Here is a 16,320-nt window from a genome sequence, read left to right as displayed (position 1 = left end):
GACGGCGTCGTCTCGACCACTACAATCGGTACTTTCGCTGCACACGAACAAGGACGCGAATATGGCGCAGGCGCCGCGCATCGACCGGAATGAAGCAAGCAGCACGCAGAACGAACGCCGCTGGCTCACCATCGGCGGACCCATCCTCTTTCTGCTTCTCTGGTCCGCGGGATTTCCGATTGCGAAGACCGGCCTGCACTACGCGTCGCCGCTCACGTTTCTATCGATACGCTTTGCGTTGAGCGTCGGCGTGCTGCTCGCCGTATGCGCGATCAAGCGGCCGCGATGGCCGAGCAATGCGCGCGCGTGGCTGCATCTCGGCGTCGTCGGCTTTCTCGTGCAGGTCATGTACTTCGGGCTCAGCTATCTGTCGATGACGGCGGGCATCGCGACCTCCGTGCTCGCGTTGATCGTCTCCTTGCAGCCGATTCTCGTCGGCGTGCTCGCGCCGAAGTTCGTCGGCGAACGAATCGGCGTGCGACGCTGGATCGGCCTGCTGCTCGGGCTCGCAGGCGCGGCGGGCGTGATCGCCGCACGCGGGCCGCTGCATGCGGATTCGCTCGGACCGGTGCTGCTCGCGATCGGCGCGCTCATCGGCATAACGGGCGCGATGCTGTACGAGAAGCGGCTCGGCACGGCGCAGGATCCGATCACGTCGAACCTCGTGCAATACAGCGTCGGCTTCGTGTTCTGCGCGCCGATGGCGCTCGCCTTCGAGCACACGCAAGTGCAATGGACGCCCACGTTCATCGCGACGCTCGCCTATCTCGTGATAGGCAATTCGCTGATCGCGATCACGCTGCTGCTCGCGATGACCCGCGCGGGCAAGGTATCGCAAGTGGCGTCGCTGTTCTTCTTCATCCCGCCCGCGGCGGCCGTGCTGTCTTACTTCTTCCTCGGCGAAGTGCTGCCGGCAGCCGCATGGTGGGCGATGGGCGTCGCGGTGCTCGGCGTCGCGATTGCGACATGGACGCCGCGCAAGTGAGCGCTCAATGCGAATGCTTCGGCACTTCCGCGCCACGGCAGCCGACGAGAAAGTCGAAGTCGCAACCTTCGTCGGCTTGCAGCACATGCTCCACATATAGCTTGCGATAGCCGCTGCGATCCTCGGGAATCTCGCTCTTCGCCGCCAGCCACGCATCGAGACGCGTGCGGATTTCATCGTCGTCGATATCGATGCGCAGCACGCCCTTGTCGCAATCGAGTTCGATCCAGTCGCCATCGCGCACGATCGCAAGCGGCCCGCCCGCGCGCGCCTCGGGCGCGACGTGCAGCACCACCGTGCCATACGCCGTGCCGCTCATGCGCGCATCCGATACGCGCACCATGTCCGTCACGCCTTGCGCCAGCAGCTTCGGCGGCAGGCCCATGTTGCCGACCTCGGCCATGCCCGGATAACCCTTCGGCCCGCAGTTCTTCATCACGAGCACGGAGTCCGCCGTGACATCGAGATCGGGATCGGCGATGCGCTGCTTGTAGTCGTCGAAATTCTCGAAGACGACCGCGCGGCCGCGATGCTTCAGAAGCGCGGCCGTCGCCGCCGATGGCTTCAGCACCGCGCCGTTCGGCGCGAGATTGCCGCGCAGCACGCACAATCCGCCATCCGCGACGAGCGGCTTTTCGATCGGCCGGATCACTTCGTCGTTGTAGAGCGGCGCTTCCTTCACGTTCTCCCAGAGCGTGCGGCCGTTCGCGGTGAGCGCATCGGGATGCGGAATCAGGTTCGCTTCGCCCAGACGCCTCAGCACCGCCGGCAAACCGCCCGCGTAGTAAAACTCTTCCATCAGGAAGCGCCCCGAAGGCTGCAGATCGACGAGCGTCGGCGTGCCGCGGCCGATGCGCGTCCAGTCGTCGAGTTCGAGCTTCACGCCGATGCGTCCCGCGATCGCCTTCAGGTGAATCGCGGCATTCGTCGAGCCGCCGATCGCCGCATTCGCGCGGATCGCATTCTCGAAGGCCTCGCGCGTGAGCAGCTTCGAGAGACGCAAATCTTCCAGCGCCATCTCGACGATGCGCATGCCCGACAGATGCGCGAGCACATAGCGCCGCGAATCGACGGCCGGAATCGCCGCATTGTGCGGCAGCGTGACGCCGAGCGCTTCGGCCATGCACGCCATCGTCGATGCGGTGCCCATCGTGTTGCAGGTGCCCGTCGAGCGCGACATGCCCGCTTCCGCCGACATGAATTCGTGGATCGAAATCTTGCCCGCCTTGACCTGCTCGCTCAGTTGCCACACGACGGTGCCCGAGCCGATGTCGCGGCCGTGGTGCTTGCCGTTCAACATCGGGCCGCCGGAAACGACGATCGCGGGCACGTCGCAGCTCGCCGCGCCCATCAGGAGCGCGGGCGTCGTCTTGTCGCAACCGACGAGCAGCACGACCGCATCGACGGGATTGCCGCGTATCGCTTCCTCGACGTCCATGCTCGCGAGATTGCGCGTGAACATCGCGGTGGGCCGCAGATTCGATTCGCCGTTCGAGAACACCGGAAACTCGACGGGAAATCCGCCGGCTTCATACACCCCGCGCTTCACGTGCTCGGCGATCTTGCGGAAGTGCGAGTTGCATGGCGTTAGTTCGGACCACGTATTACATATGCCGATGATCGGCTTGCCCACGAACTCGTGATCCGGAATGCCCTGGTTTTTCATCCAGCTCCGGTACATGAAGCCGTTCTTGTCGGCGGTGCCGAACCACGCGGCCGAGCGGAGCTTGGTTTTGGGGGCGCTCATGGCTGTGCTCACTCTGCGAGAAAGTTGTATAAATAGCATGACTATATCGATGACACCCACCGGGAAAACGCTAATCGCAACGTCAAAACAGTCTGCATATAGTTTGTCTATTGAAGTCGGCGCGCGGGCTTCGCAGATCCCAATTACTAGTTCAAACACGCCGCGCTTTCGAATCGCCCTCTCGCACACTGCTCGCATCGTCTTCCGCAACACTGCCGTCTTTCATTCATGAAAGCGGCGTGCGGTCGACATGCCGTGGAACCCAGTATCTGAACGTGATCGACGATGAGTCGACCCATCGACCAACGAAGAAGAGAACGGAGGAAGACATGGCGCAAGATCGGGATGACGACGCAAAAGACAGCAGCCTCATCAGCGCGGGCCGGCGCGGCATCATGCAGGGCGCGGGGCTCGGTGCGGCGCTGTCGCTGCTCGGCGGCGTGACAGGTGGCGGCGGGCTGATCTCGAGCGCGCAGGCGGCCGAAGCGGCGTTCCCGCAGCACAAGAAATGGAAGATCGTGTTTGTCAATCATGTGACGACGAATCCGTTCTTCGTGCCGACGCAATACGGCATCCAGGACGCATGCGCCATGTTCGGCATGGACTATCAGTGGACCGGCTCGGCCACGTCCGATGCGGGCGAAATGGTGCGCGCGGTGAATTCCGCGATCGCCGCGAAAGCCGATGCCATCGCCGTGCCGATCGTCGATCCGAACGCATTCGACAAGCCCATTCAGGCCGCGCTCGACGCCGGCATTCCCGTGTTCGCTTACAACGCCGACGCGCCGCGCGGCAAGAGCAATCCGCGGCTCGCGTATATCGGGCAGGATCTGTATTTGTCGGGCTATCAGATGGGCGAGCGCATCGCGAGCATGATCGACAGCGGCATGGTGGCGCTCTTCATCGCGACGCCGGGCCAATTGAACATCCAGCCGCGTCTCGACGGCGCAAGCGATGCGATCAAGAAGTCCGGCAAGAAGATCGACATTCAGACCGTCGCGACCGGCGCGACCGTCAACGAAGAACTCTCGAAGATCAAGTCGTTCTATCTCGGCCACCAGGATCTGAAAGGCATGTTCGCCGTCGATGCGGGCAGCACGCAGGGCGTCGCTCAGGTGATGAAGGAATCGAATCTGCCGTCGAAGGGCGTGCATGGTGGCGGCTTCGACCTGTTGCCGCAGACCATCCAGCTCATCCACGAAGGCTTCCTCGATTTCACCATCGACCAGCAGCCCTACGTGCAGGGCTTCTACACGGTGATGGAAGCGTTCGTGTTCCTCGCGTCGGGCGGGCTCGTCGGGCCGGCGAACATCAACACGGGTCTCAAGTTCGTGACGAAGGATACGGTCGAGCCTTATCTCAACACCTCGACGCGTTATGAAGGCAAGACCACCAAGCCGCAAATCGTGCCGATGAAAGGCGCGATCAAGTCCTGATGAACACGGTGAACGAACCTCGTAAAGCAACCACGCCCGCGCAGACTGTAAGTCCGCGCGGTGCGTGGGCGTCGCATTGGGCGCCCGAGTTGCGCATCCTGCTCGTCGCCGTGCTGCTCGCGGCGTATTTCCAGTTCGTCAATCACGACTTCCTGCTCAGCAACGCGAGCCTCGTCAATCTCTCGCAGTACGTTGCGCCGGTCGCGATCATCGCGTTCGGCGAGATCATGCTGATGATCGGCGGCGACATCGATCTCTCGGCGGGCATGGTGTTCGCGTTCGCGCCGTTCATGATGGTGTTCGCGAACGATGCGGGCGCACCGATGTGGCTCGCGGTGATCGCGGGGCTGATCGCGGCCGCGATCATCGGCTTCGTGAACGGGGCGGTAACGGTCTTTTTGCGCCTGCCTTCGTTCGTGACGACGCTCGGCACGCTCTTTCTGATCAACGGCATTACGCTGACCGTTTCGCGCGGCACGCCCGCCGCGACGCCGGGCTCGCCCGCGTTCGCCGCCGTGATGGGCGCGTGGGGCTATAGCGAGATCATCTGGACCGTGGCGATCGCGTTCGTCATGCATGTGCTGCTGCGGCATACGCGCTGGGGTCTGCACACGCAGGCGGCCGGCGCGAACGCGCTCGGCGCGAGCGAGGCGGGCATCCATGTGAACCGGCTTCGGCTCGGCAACTTCGTGATCGCCGCCGTGCTCGCGGGCTTCACCGGCATCCTCGAAAGCTTCCGCATCACGTCGATCGATCCGCAAGCGGGCGGCAATCAGATCATGTTTCTCGCGGTCGCCGCTGCGGTGATCGGCGGCACGCCGTTGACGGGCGGCTCGGGCACGATCGTGGGCGGCCTGCTCGGCGCGGCGGTGCTCGGCATTCTGAGCGACGGCTTCACGCTGATCGGCATCAACGCGTTCACGTTCAACATCATTCTCGGGGCTGCGATTCTCGCCGCGATGATCTTCAATATTCACGTCGGACGCATCCGCCGCAAGGGAGCACGGTGATGGCAGAACCGCTAACGGCTCCCGCCGCATCCGCCGATCTCGCGCTGCGCGGCGACAACCTCGTGAAGCGCTTCGGCGCGGTCACCGCGCTCGACGGCGTGTCGCTTTCGCTCGGCAAAGGCGAGATTCTCGGCATTCTCGGCGACAACGGCGCGGGCAAGTCGACGCTCGTGAAGATTCTCACGGGCTTTCATCAGCAGACGAGCGGCACGCTCTCCGTGCACGGCGAGGAGACGCTGCTCAAGTCCGTCGATCATGCGCGCGCGCTCGGCATCGAATGCGTGTATCAGGATCTCGCGCTCGCGAATTCGCTGTCGATCTATCACAACATGTTCCTCAATCGCGAGATCGTGCGGGGCGGGCCTGCCCGTCTGTTGCGCCTCGTCGATCACAAGCAGATGCGCGAGCGCGCGGCGCAATGCCTCGAGGATATCGGCGTGCATGTGCCTTCCGTCGATCTGCCCGTCGAGCGTTTGTCGGGCGGTCAGCGTCAGGCCATCGCGGTTGCGCGCGCGGTGCATTCGAACGCGAGAATCCTGCTGCTCGACGAACCCCTCGCCGCGATGGGTGCGCGCGAGGCCGCGCTCATCATCGATCTCGTGATGCGCCTGAAGGAGAAAGGCGGACTCTCGATCATCATGATCATGCACAACTATGCGCAGACGCTCGACATCGCGGATCGCATCATGTTGATGCAGCGCGGACGCGTTACTTACGAGCAGCGCAGCGCGAATACGTCGGTCGCGGAGTTGATGGATATCGTGAGGCGGGAATATCGGGCGATGCGCGCGACGACCGCTGGTTAGACGCCGCGCGCGCCGCATCATGGATTACCGCAACCCCAAGCAACGAAAGAGCATGCACGGGCGCATCGTGCAGGAACTCGGCATGCGGATCGTGAGCGGCGGCATCAAGCCGGGCGAGCGTCTGCCCGCCGAGCCCACGCTGTGCGAAAGCTATGGCGTGAGCCGCCCGGTGCTGCGCGAGGCGACGCGCGTGCTGGTCGCGAAGGGGCTCGTCGTGTCGAAGCCGCGCGTGGGCAGCGTCGTGCGCCCGCGCGACGAGTGGCACATGCTCGACCCCGACGTGCTCGTGTGGACCATCAGTCATCTTCCCGAAGGCGAGTTCTTCCGCTCGCTGATGACGGTGCGCCAGATCATTGAACCCGCCGCCGCCGCGCTCGCGGCCATCTCCGCCACCGATGAAGACATCGCGCGCATCGGCGCTGCGTACGAGCGCATGGAAGGCGCGCAAACCGCCGCCGATCTGCTCGATCCGGATCTGGCGTTTCATCGCGCGATCATGACGGCGACGCATAACGACATGCTCGCGTACATCGGCAACATGCTTTCCCTCGCGCTCAGCGAATCGATCAAGCTCACGAGCCGTCATCCGAACACGCACGCGCTGTCGCTGCCGCGTCACAAGGCGATCTTCACCGCGATCGCGAACCGCGATGCGCTCGCGGCGCGTCAGGCGAGCGTCGTGCAGCTCGACAATGCGCGCGCCGACGCCACGTCGATCCTCGGCGGCGCGGCGCTCGAACCGGATCGGCCGCTTTCGGGCTAAAAATTTCCGATTCCGCGCGGCCGTAGCGTTCGCTTCTCGCGAAACGCGTTCAAGTCTCGTCCATCCCCGCCGTAAACCCTATTGAGACCGGCTTCGACGCGGTCTCCTCTTCGCCCCCCGCTTCCGGCAGCACCCTCCTCCGGGCGGCTCATCGGGGCTATTAGACGAGCATTCCACCATTCCTGCGTTCGACGCGGGATGAAGGTCCGTCATCGGTCCGTCCGCGTTCGCCCGGACGACTCGCGGAACGTGCGCCTACTTCGTGGACATGGATGTTGACCATTTAGTAGTGCGTATCTGACATGATGAACTTCGTTCAATCCGGTATTCCGGCTTCGCCCTTCATTCGATGCAAGGCCGTCGCGCTCGCTGCTGCGGCAAGCCTGCTGCTTGCGGCATGCGGCGGCGGTGGTGGCGGCGGCCCTGCCTCATCCTCGGACGCCTCGCGTAGCGGCGCTTCGGCGGTGTCTGTTCCGGCGACGGATCTTCCGGCCTCGGGCACAGGGACATCGAAGCTCACGACGAGTCCTCCTTCCGCCAACGGCGCCACCGAAAGCACCGCTCCGGCGAGCGGCGCGTCGTCGCCCGCCGTCGGCGCGCCCGATCCGGCCTCGAACGCCGGCAATACCACGACGCCGCTTCCGACCGTCCGGCCCTTCTACGGCGTGAACGGCCACAACAACGAGGGCGGCGCCTACGATCTCTCCAGCTTCGCGCTGCAGCTTTCGCAGTTGCAGGACCTGGGCGCGAAACTGTATCGCAACGAGGTGTATAGCCAGGGCACCGCGAACAAGCTCGCGGGCGTCGCTCAACTGATGGCTGCCGGCGGCGTCACCGTGTATCCGGTGATGCTCATGGGCATCGATACGTTCAACAACGAAACCGAAGGCTACAACGCGGGCTTCGCACTCGGACAGCAGACGGCGACCTCGCGCCATTACCCGTACTACGAAGTCACGAACGAGATGGAAGCGGAACTGCTCATCGGCAATGTGGATGGCGTTTATCCGCAGCAGTTCGATGTCGTGAAGTTCAGAATCCTGCGCGGTGTGATTCGCGGGATGATCGCGGGCATCAAATCGGTGGATGCGTCGGGCAAGATCATCATGGGCGGCGGCACGTGGCTGCACTACGGCTTCCAGAAGATGCTCGCGGCCGGCATGGAGCCCGACGGCAGCATCGGGCACGCGGTTGTCGACTGGGATATCACCGCGTGGCACTGGTACTCCGAGCAGGGCGATATCACCAACGCGTGCGGCGGCACGGGCTGTCATAACGTGCTCGCCGAGCTCAAGTCGCTCGGCAAGCCGATCTGGATCAACGAGTTCGGCGTGCGCCCGAACTACGGCACCGATCAGCAGATCGCGGCGTATCTCGTCGGCAACCGCATGATGGCGCAGTTCGTCGCGCTTGCATCGACATACGATATCGAATCGATCCAGAGCTACGAGCTATACGACGATCCGATAGGCGGAGAAGGCGCGTTCGGCTTGCTCAAGAACGATGGCTTCACGCAAAAGCCCGCTTACGCCGCATACAAGAGCTTCGTCGCGGCGCATCCTATGTGATGTCCGTGGCTTCGATCATCACGCGGCCATTCTCGATGCGGATCGGAATCCGCCTGAGGCTCGCGCCGAGACAGGGGCCATCGACGCACATGCCGTCCTCGAAGCGAAACATCGCGCTGTGATGCGCGCACATCAGCAGTCCGCCTTCGTAAGTCCAGAACGCATCCGGTTCGTAGTTGAGCGGTATCGAGAAGTGCGGGCACTCGTTGCGATACGCCCACGCTTCGCCTCCGCGACGTAGCACGAGAACCGATGGCGCGGCTTCGAGGCCGCCGCCGTCGGGCACGTCGTGGAGCGCGCAGACATCGTTCGATGTGGAATGGCTCACGCTCGTCCTCGCGGGATCAGCACGAAATCTCGCGCCGCGTCGTATCCGCCGTCCTTGCTCACATACTCGATGACGAGCGAGGGCTTCACGCCGAACACCGCATCGGAGTGCACGTAGGGATCGTCGGACGAATAGAGCGCGGTCGTCAATGACTCGTAGCCGGGCGCGTCGATGCGAAAGTGGATATGCGCGGGACGCATCGGATGGCGGCCCGTCGCGAGCAGCATTTGGCCGACGGGGCCGTCTGTCGGAATCGGATAGCTCGTCGGCTTGATCGAATGAAATGCATACGCGCCATCCGCGTTCGTGCGAAAGCGCCCGCGCAGATTGCCTTCGGGCTGATCCGGGTCTTGCCCTTCATACATGCCGTTCGGCGCGGTCTGCCAGACTTCGATCAGCGCATCGGAGACGGGCTTTCCGTTCACATCGCTGACGACGCCATGAAAGAACACCGGCTCGCCATCGCTCTGCGCGATGTTCGCGCCGAACGCCGATTCCTTCACGCCATCGCGATAGAACGGGCCGAGCAGGCTGCTCTCGGTCGCGCCTTCGTCGTGATGCTGGTTGATGTCGTCGAGCACGATCGAAAGCCCCAGCGTGTCCGACAGCAGGATGAACTCCTGCCGGATGCCGTCGCACTTCTTGCCCGTGGCCGTCAGGAACTCGATGCCTCGCCGCCATTCGTCGTGCGTGAGGTTCACTTCGCGCGCGAACGCGTGCAGATGACGCACGAGCGCGGTGACGATTTCCTTCGTGCGCGCGTCGGCGCACTGGCCGAAGGCTTGCGTGACGTTTTGCGTGAGTGACTCGTTCATGGTCGTCGTCCTTCGTAGGCCGCTTCCAGCAATGCGCGCAGCGGTGCGTGCTCGATCGGCCGCGGGTTCCAGTACGGGCTTTTCAACGCGACATCGACGGCGATATCGATATCGCTTTCCTTCATGCCGATGTCCTTCAGCGCAGTCGGCGCGCCGTTCACGCGCGCGAGTTCGAATGCGCCGATGGCGGCATCGTCCGCGCCGAGTGCGCGAGCGATGCGCTTCATTGCGTCGGGCGCGGCATCGCGGTTATAGGCGAGCGCATGCGGCAGCACGATGGTATGCGTCTCCGCGTGGGGCAGATTGAACGTGCCGCCGAGCGTATGACACAGCTTGTGATGCAGCGACATGCCCACGCTGCCCAGCACCGCGCCGCACAGCCACGCACCGTAGAGGCAATCGCTGCGGGCATCGAGATCGTCCGGCTTCGCGACGACCTTGCCGATGCCCTGCGCGAGCGCGCGAATGCCTTCTTCCGCCATCAGGCTCACGACGGGATTCGCGTCCTGCGCATAAAGCCCTTCGGCGGCGTGCGCAATCGCGTTGATGCCGCTCGTCACCGAAAGCGACGCGGGCAGCGACACCGTGAGTTGTGGATCGTAGATCACGGTCTTCGGCAGCACGCGCATGTCGCGGCCAGTCTTCTTCAGGCCCGCTTCCGTGAGGCCGTAGATCGGCGTCATTTCCGAGCCGGCATACGTGGTCGGCACGGCGAGTATCGGCAGCGACGATGTCAGCGCGATCGCCTTGCCGAGGCCAGTTGTCGAGCCGCCGCCGATGGCGATCGCGCAATCCGCGCCGATGCGCTGCGCATACTCGCGCGCCTCGCGCGCCGTTTCGACCGGCACATGCATCACCGCTTTCGCGAACACGCCGGCCGCGCGATGTCCGATGCGTTCCGCGAGCGCTTCGGCCTGATCGCGCTGCGGCGGCGTCGAGAGGATGAGCGCGCGCTGCGCGCCCAGAAGCTCGATCTCGCGTTCGACATGTTCGATGCTGCCCGCGCCGAACACCACGCGCGACGGCATGCCCTGATAGATGAACGATTGCATGATTCCCGATGCGCTCAGCGCGGATAGTAAGGCGGAATACTGGCGTCGACATTCACCCATACCGACTTAGCCTGAGTATATTCGCGCATCACTTCGAAGCCCATCTCGCGGCCATATCCGCTCGCGCCAACGCCGCCGAAGGGCGATCCCGGACTGACGCGCTTGTAGCAGTTGATCCACACCATGCCGCTTTTCAATTGCCGCGCGAAGAGATGCGCGCGTTGCAGATCGCGCGTCCAGAGGCCCGCGCCGAGGCCGTATTCGGTGCCGTTGGCGATCGCGAGCGCTTCTTCATCGCTCTTGAACGTGCTGACCGCGACGAACGGGCCGAACACCTCTTCCTGGGCGACGCGATCGGTCGGCTTCGCCTGCACGATGGTCGGCTCGACATAGCAGCCGTTCGCGAGCGCGGCGGCGTCCGGCGCCTTGCCGCCCGCGAGCACGCGTCCGCCCTGCTCGCGCGCGACATCGACGTAGGACAGCACGCGGTCGCGATGCATCTGCGATGTGAGCGGCCCCATTTCCGTCGACGGATCGAGCGGATCGCCGATGCGGATCGAGCGCGCCAGCGACGTGAAGCGTTCCAGCAAGTCATCTGCGATCGACTCATGCACGATCAGTCGCGATGCCGCGATGCACGCCTGACCCTGGTTATGGAAGATGCCGAACGCGGAGCCTTGCACGACGGCATCGATGTTGGCGTCGGCGAACACGACGTTCGCGCCCTTGCCGCCGAGTTCCAGTTGCACTTTCTTCAGATTGCCGCTCGATGCCTGCACGATCTTGCGGCCCACCGCCGTCGATCCGGTGAACGCGACCTTGCCGATCTCCGGATGCTCCGCGATATATTGCCCCGCGACGTGCCCGAGCCCCGGCAGCACATTGACGACGCCCGCCGGAAAGCCGACTTCGGCCATCAGTTCGGCGATGGCGAGACTCGACAAAGGCGTGAGTTCAGCGGGCTTCATCACGACGCAATTGCCGGCCGCGAGCGCGGGCGCCATCTTCCAGCTCGTGAACATCAGCGGAAAATTCCACGGCACCACTTGCCCGACGATACCCACCGGCTCGCGCGTCAGATAGTTGAGAAAGCCCGCTTCGACCGGAATCACCGAACCTTCGAACTTGTCCGCCATGCCGCCGAAGTAGCGGAACGTTGCCGCCGTGCGCGGCACGTCGAGATTGAGCGTGTCGCGGATCGGATGGCCCGTGTCCATCGATTCGAGACGCGCGAGTGCATCGGCGTTGGCTTCGATGGCGTCGGCGAGTTTCAGCAGCAGGCGTCCGCGATCGGCGGCCGCCATGTTGCTCCACTTAGGAAACGCTTTTTTCGCGGCTTCTACTGCGCGATCGACGTCCTCGCGGCCGGCCATCGAGACCTGCGCGATCTCACTGTTGTCGTGCGGATTCAGGGTCGCGAGCGTTTCGCCGGAAAGGGCGGGCACGAAGCGGCCATCGATGAAGAGTTGCGTTTGCATGTCTTGCTCGTGTCGAAAATTGAAGACGAAACATTCCCGCGACGCCCGATGAGAGCGCCGACGTATCGAAGAGGAACGCAGAGAGTGTTAAAGCGCGACCGGATACGGCGGCAGTTCGCCGCTTTCGTAGCGCTTGGGCAGATCGGGCGTCGCGTTCTCCCAGACGAGCAGCATCGAGCGCTTCTGCGAATAGCCCTTGTGGCGGATGTCGGCGGGCATCGCGGCGATATCGCCGGCGTTCATCGTGATGCGCGCGCGCGGCTCGCCGGTGTCCTTGTCGGCCACGTCCCAGATGATCTGATCCGACAGTTGCAGGAACCATTCGACGCGGTCGTTGCCATGAAAGACCGGCAGCACGAATTCCTCGGTCGTCGGGCAAAAGAGGCTTTGCTTGCACACCGACGTGACCGACGGATTCCACGTGACGTCCGAACGCGACAGATACTTGAACAGGCTGAACGCGTGCAACTGACCTTCGAATCCAGGCTCGGCGTGAATCTCCGGCTCGTCCTGCGATACGTCCGCGAACTGGCGATTCACCGGGAAGTCGTCGCGCAGCGGCGAGTCGCCTTCGAGGCCGGGCATGCGCTTCGTCGCGATACGCGTGCGATCGATCGCCGCGATGTTGTCGCCGTGCTTCGCGCCGAATGCCGAGCCGGTTTCCTCGGGCGCGGCGAACGGATCGAAGCCTTCGTTGACCCAGTCCTTCAGGATCGCCTTGAAGGTCGCCATGATGATCGGCGTTTCGAACTGCTGCGTGTAATCGACGCCCGCCTCGCGGAAGCTCGCGTTATACGCACCGGCGTACATGTCGACCTTGCCGTAGTGATTGCGCGTGCCGATCACTTCGTCGAAGTTGACCCAGCCGTAGAAGAAGCCCCATGCGACGTCGCGCATCATCGCGCGCAGGAAGTCGTCGGCGTGCATCTGATGCGAGCGCGTCTGTCCTTGCGCCGGCCATTTCACGGTGACGAAGTAGGCGTCGCGGCTGAATTCGAAATCGCCCAGCTTGAACGTGCGGTAGCCGGTGTTCGCATCGGGGTCGGTCGCGACGACGCTTTGAAGGAATGCTGCGTGATCCATGATGGTGTGCTCCGGATGTTTGAAAGAAGTTGGCGTATGCGTGTTCACTGAATGCAGATCTCGGCCCACTTCTCGACCGATGCCGAACCGATGATCGTCTGCACGAGCAGCACGCCAGTCTTTCGCGCTTCGAAGCGATACGCCGCGCCCGCGGGCAGCAATGCCTGATGACCGCGACGCAGACGCACGAAGCCCATCTTCTGGCCCGAAGGTTCGCCTTCGAGCTTCACCGTACCTTCGACGCCTTCGCTGACCAGCGCGCCATCGGAAGGCTTGATGAAGTGCACGTCGATTTCGCCATCGAGCGCGACCACGAATTCATCGTGCGACGCGCTGAACCACGGCGACACGCCTTCCGCGCGCAAGGTTTCGATCACGTATTTGAGGTTCTTGCCGACGACCACTTTTTCGTAGGGCGCGGCGTGGCTCGCGACTTCGAACACGTTGGACATCACGTAGTGCGAGGCCTTGCCCTTGATGACTTCGATGGTGCCCTTGCGATAGTTATCGAGGCTGCCGAGTTGTGTCTGTTGCATGTCTGTCTCCATGTCTGCGTTCACGTCCGCGGTGTCGCGCTGGAATCAAGATTAGGGCTGCGAGCGGCGGGAGGCAATGAATCGAGGTTCGCGTTTGCCGAACGATGCGTCCTCGATCGCGGCCCTAGGGAAAGTACTTACTTCTGCGCCTGTTTATCCGCGAGCCACGGATAGCGCTGCGTGTCCGCGCTTTCGTAGTCGGGATCGAGATAGATGAAGCAGCGCTGGATCTTGAAGTCGCGGATTTCGAATACGTCCGTCCAGCGGCCCGCGTGCGTGACGCCCGCGCGCCACTCGACACCGCTTTTCGTCGCGCCGTAGCTCGTGCCTTCGACGACCACCGTATCGCCCTGCTGGATCACGTTCAGATACGCGAGGTCGTGCTTGAACTTCGCGACGACGGAACCGAGATCCGCGAAGAGCTGTTCGAAGGCCGCACGGCCTGTCGCGATGCCCCACTTCGGGAAATAGACTTCGGCGTTGTCGTCGAACAGATCGAAAAATGGTGCGCCGCGATCTAGCCTGCGCAGATATTCGAGCGCGATGGTCTTGCGCTGTTCGTCGGTCATGGTGATGGGATTCATGCTTTCGTCTCCAGTTGTCCAGTTCAATGCAGCGTGCGCAGATAAGCGATGATCTTCTGGCGACGCGCTTCATCGCCTTCGAAATAGGTCATCGCGTTGCCGGGTGCGACGGATTGCGTATCGGTGAGCCAGGCATCGAGCAGCTTGTCGTCCCAGACCTTGCCCGATGCAGCCGCCTTCATGCCCGTCGAATACTTGAAGCTCGGGTCGGACGCCATCGGCTTGCCGACGATCCCGAAGAGATTCGGCCCTTGCCCGTTCGGCTCGCCCTTGCCGAAGGTGTGGCACACGGCGCAATTGTTCGTCGTGAGCTTCTTGCCGAGCGCGACGGGGTCTTGCTGTGCATGCGCCGCGGCGCTCACGAGCGCGAGCATCGTCAATAAATTAGTTATCCGAATCATGATTGAACTCCGCTGGCGGATTGCGCCGCACGATAAGCAAACGCGAGGATCGGTCCGAGCGTGCCGCCGCCCGCCCAGTAAGCCCGCGCGGACGCCGACGCGACGCAATTGCCGACGCCGTACAGGCCCTTGATCGGCTCGCCGCGTGTATCGAGCACCTGTCCATGCGAATTGGTTTTCGGGCCGCCCTTGGTGTCGAGATTGCCCGCCACGATGAGCGCCGCGTAGTACGGCCCTTTCGCGCTCAACGGATACATCGTCTCGTTCTTCTGATCCGCTTTCTTCGATACGGTCCCGTTGAACAGCTTCTCGACGATGCGCTCGCCGCGATGAAAGTCCTGATCCACGCCCGTCTTCGCGAAGCCGTTGAAGCGTTTGATCGTCGCGTCGAGATTGCGCACGAAGTCGTCGGAAAGGTCGGCGTTGCCGAGCGCGCTCCTGTACTTCGCCATGCGTTCGCGAATCGCGCCCGCCAGTTCCGCGAGCGTATTGCCGCGCAGCACGTGACGGTCGTTCGAGCCCTTCGGCACGATGAGACTGCCGTAGTCATCGCTCGCGCAATGGTCCTGCGCCTGCTGGTCCCAGATCGAAATGAGCGTGAGATTCGGATACTCGCCCTTCGCGCCGTCCCATTCGGAGAACGTCGCGCAAACCTCGTTGTACGCGAGCTTTTCGTTGACGACGCGCTTGCCGTACTTGTTCACGTAGAGCATCGAATCGCCGGTCGGCGTGAAGATGCCGGAGAGCGAGCCGTCTTTCGCGATGGCCTTGTCGAGCGAGATCGGCGCCATCCACGAGTAGTTCATGTTGCGCAACTGCACGTCGAGCGCGCTCGAAATGCGCACGAAATCGCCTTCGTTGGTGGGCGCGGCGCAGCCGCCATACACCGCGCCATGCAGGAAGTTCTTGCGCAATTCGGGATCGTGCGTGAAGCCGCCGGTCGCGAACACCACCGCCTTCTTGGCGCGCACACGAAAGAGCTCGCCCTCTTCCGTCAGCGATTCGACGCCGATCACCGCACCCGATTCATCGACGAGCACCTTCTGCACGCGATAACCCGTCTTGATGTCGATGCCATCGCGTCGTGCCGCGGCGCTCATCGTTCGGATCGCGACGCGCCCGCCATCGGACATGCTCGGCAAGCCGTCTTTCGGAAACAGCACGCGGCCGCGCGGCGCCTTGTCTTCGGGCAGTTCGGCCCAGTAATCCGGCACCGCCGCTTCATGCCGATACGGCAGCGCGCCCTTGCTCGCGAGCAGTTCCGCCGCCGGCGACGCGCTATCGTAGATCGCCTCGCACATCTCGTACTCCCAGTCCGAGAGGCCGAGCTTCGGCAACGAAGGATCGTATTGCTCGGGCCGCGACAGGCGCGCGACATAGCGCATGTAATCGGCCTTCGGATCGGCGATGCCCGCGCGGCGCATCGGCTCGTTGTTCGGCACCCAGTACCAGAACGCGGCCTTCGCAGCCGTGCCGCCGACGCTGCCGGCCTTCTCCAGAATCACGACGCGGTTGCCGAGCCAGCGCGAGAACAGCGCGCACGGCAGGCCGCCGCCACCGCCGCCGCACACGACGACGTCGTATTCCGCATCGAACCTGGTTTCGCTCGCGGCGCGCGCGGTCAGCGACACCGCGCCGAATGCGGCCGCCGCCGTTCCGGCGCTCGCGGCCTTGATGAAGTTGCGCCGCGATGCGGCGGGAAGCTTGTTCGTGTCACTCATGTTCGTC

General features: G+C 63.5%; 16 protein-coding genes. 6 read left to right on the top strand and 10 right to left on the bottom strand.

Annotation, left to right across the window (positions count from 1 at the left end; translation table 11 throughout):
* Positions 1 to 61: 61 nt before the first annotated feature.
* The gene (locus IAG25_RS23445; RefSeq protein WP_187606971.1) at positions 62 to 985 is read left to right on the top strand and encodes a DMT family transporter; all 924 of its coding nucleotides are present in this window, start codon (positions 62 to 64) and stop codon (positions 983 to 985) included.
* A 4-nt stretch (positions 986 to 989) separates the two neighbouring features.
* Here IAG25_RS23445 and IAG25_RS23440 read toward each other — a convergent pair whose 3' ends face one another.
* Positions 990 to 2,732 (bottom strand): IlvD/Edd family dehydratase, encoded by a 1,743-nt coding sequence (locus IAG25_RS23440; RefSeq protein ID WP_187606970.1) that lies wholly within the window; start codon positions 2,730 to 2,732, stop codon positions 990 to 992.
* Positions 2,733 to 3,061: 329 nt separating this feature from the next.
* Here IAG25_RS23440 and IAG25_RS23435 point away from each other — a divergent pair, with 329 nt between their 5' ends.
* From IAG25_RS23435 to IAG25_RS23415, 5 genes are all read left to right on the top strand, one after another.
* A complete protein-coding gene (locus IAG25_RS23435; RefSeq protein WP_187606969.1) occupies positions 3,062 to 4,168 on the top strand; it encodes a sugar ABC transporter substrate-binding protein in 1,107 nt (368 codons plus the stop codon).
* Entirely contained in the window at positions 4,168 to 5,178 is a 1,011-nt protein-coding gene (locus IAG25_RS23430; RefSeq protein WP_187606968.1) for an ABC transporter permease, read from the top strand. Before IAG25_RS23435 ends, IAG25_RS23430 begins: the two co-directional genes overlap by 1 nt.
* Positions 5,178 to 5,984, top strand: coding sequence for an ATP-binding cassette domain-containing protein (locus tag IAG25_RS23425; RefSeq protein ID WP_051626770.1), 807 nt, complete (start codon positions 5,178 to 5,180; stop codon positions 5,982 to 5,984). The genes IAG25_RS23430 and IAG25_RS23425 overlap by 1 nt, the downstream gene beginning before the upstream one ends.
* Before the next feature lie 19 nt (positions 5,985 to 6,003).
* On the top strand, positions 6,004 to 6,747 hold the full coding sequence (locus tag IAG25_RS23420; protein ID WP_187606967.1) for a FadR/GntR family transcriptional regulator: 744 nt from the start codon (positions 6,004 to 6,006) through the stop codon (positions 6,745 to 6,747).
* 302 nt (positions 6,748 to 7,049) lie between these two features.
* Positions 7,050 to 8,315, top strand: a complete 1,266-nt coding sequence (locus IAG25_RS23415) for a hypothetical protein (RefSeq protein WP_255503874.1) — start codon at positions 7,050 to 7,052, stop codon at positions 8,313 to 8,315.
* On the opposite strand, the gene IAG25_RS23410 is transcribed toward IAG25_RS23415, so the two are convergent.
* From IAG25_RS23410 to IAG25_RS23370, 9 genes are all read right to left on the bottom strand, one after another.
* Complete coding sequence (locus IAG25_RS23410; protein ID WP_187606966.1) at positions 8,308 to 8,643, bottom strand: Rieske (2Fe-2S) protein; 336 nt, start codon at positions 8,641 to 8,643, stop codon at positions 8,308 to 8,310. The two genes, IAG25_RS23415 and IAG25_RS23410, sit on opposite strands and share 8 nt — an antisense overlap.
* Positions 8,640 to 9,458 (bottom strand): intradiol ring-cleavage dioxygenase, encoded by an 819-nt coding sequence (locus tag IAG25_RS23405; RefSeq protein WP_187606965.1) that lies wholly within the window; start codon positions 9,456 to 9,458, stop codon positions 8,640 to 8,642. Before IAG25_RS23405 ends, IAG25_RS23410 begins: the two co-directional genes overlap by 4 nt.
* Positions 9,455 to 10,510, bottom strand: coding sequence for a maleylacetate reductase (locus tag IAG25_RS23400; protein ID WP_187606964.1), 1,056 nt, complete (start codon positions 10,508 to 10,510; stop codon positions 9,455 to 9,457). Before IAG25_RS23400 ends, IAG25_RS23405 begins: the two co-directional genes overlap by 4 nt.
* Before the next feature lie 14 nt (positions 10,511 to 10,524).
* Complete coding sequence (locus tag IAG25_RS23395; protein ID WP_187606963.1) at positions 10,525 to 11,988, bottom strand: aldehyde dehydrogenase family protein; 1,464 nt, start codon at positions 11,986 to 11,988, stop codon at positions 10,525 to 10,527.
* An 87-nt stretch (positions 11,989 to 12,075) separates the two neighbouring features.
* On the bottom strand, positions 12,076 to 13,071 hold the full coding sequence (locus tag IAG25_RS23390) for a hypothetical protein (RefSeq protein WP_062261360.1): 996 nt from the start codon (positions 13,069 to 13,071) through the stop codon (positions 12,076 to 12,078).
* Between the two features lie 44 nt (positions 13,072 to 13,115).
* A complete protein-coding gene (locus IAG25_RS23385) occupies positions 13,116 to 13,607 on the bottom strand; it encodes a hypothetical protein (protein ID WP_035500417.1) in 492 nt (163 codons plus the stop codon).
* A gap of 137 nt (positions 13,608 to 13,744) precedes the next feature.
* Complete coding sequence (locus IAG25_RS23380) at positions 13,745 to 14,191, bottom strand: nuclear transport factor 2 family protein (RefSeq protein WP_187606962.1); 447 nt, start codon at positions 14,189 to 14,191, stop codon at positions 13,745 to 13,747.
* A 23-nt stretch (positions 14,192 to 14,214) separates the two neighbouring features.
* Complete coding sequence (locus tag IAG25_RS23375; RefSeq protein WP_187606961.1) at positions 14,215 to 14,592, bottom strand: c-type cytochrome; 378 nt, start codon at positions 14,590 to 14,592, stop codon at positions 14,215 to 14,217.
* Positions 14,589 to 16,313 carry an FAD-dependent oxidoreductase gene (locus IAG25_RS23370; RefSeq protein WP_187606960.1) on the bottom strand — a complete coding sequence of 575 codons (1,725 nt, stop codon included), beginning with the start codon at positions 16,311 to 16,313 and terminating at the stop codon, positions 14,589 to 14,591. Before IAG25_RS23370 ends, IAG25_RS23375 begins: the two co-directional genes overlap by 4 nt.
* Positions 16,314 to 16,320 lie beyond the last annotated feature (7 nt).

The sequence above is a fragment of the Caballeronia sp. EK genome (genome assembly GCF_014384845.1).
Classification (GTDB): Bacteria; Pseudomonadota; Gammaproteobacteria; order Burkholderiales; family Burkholderiaceae; genus Caballeronia; species Caballeronia jiangsuensis.
The sequence above is the reverse complement of the archived record's forward strand: the minus strand, read 5'-3'. Positions and strand labels throughout refer to the sequence as shown.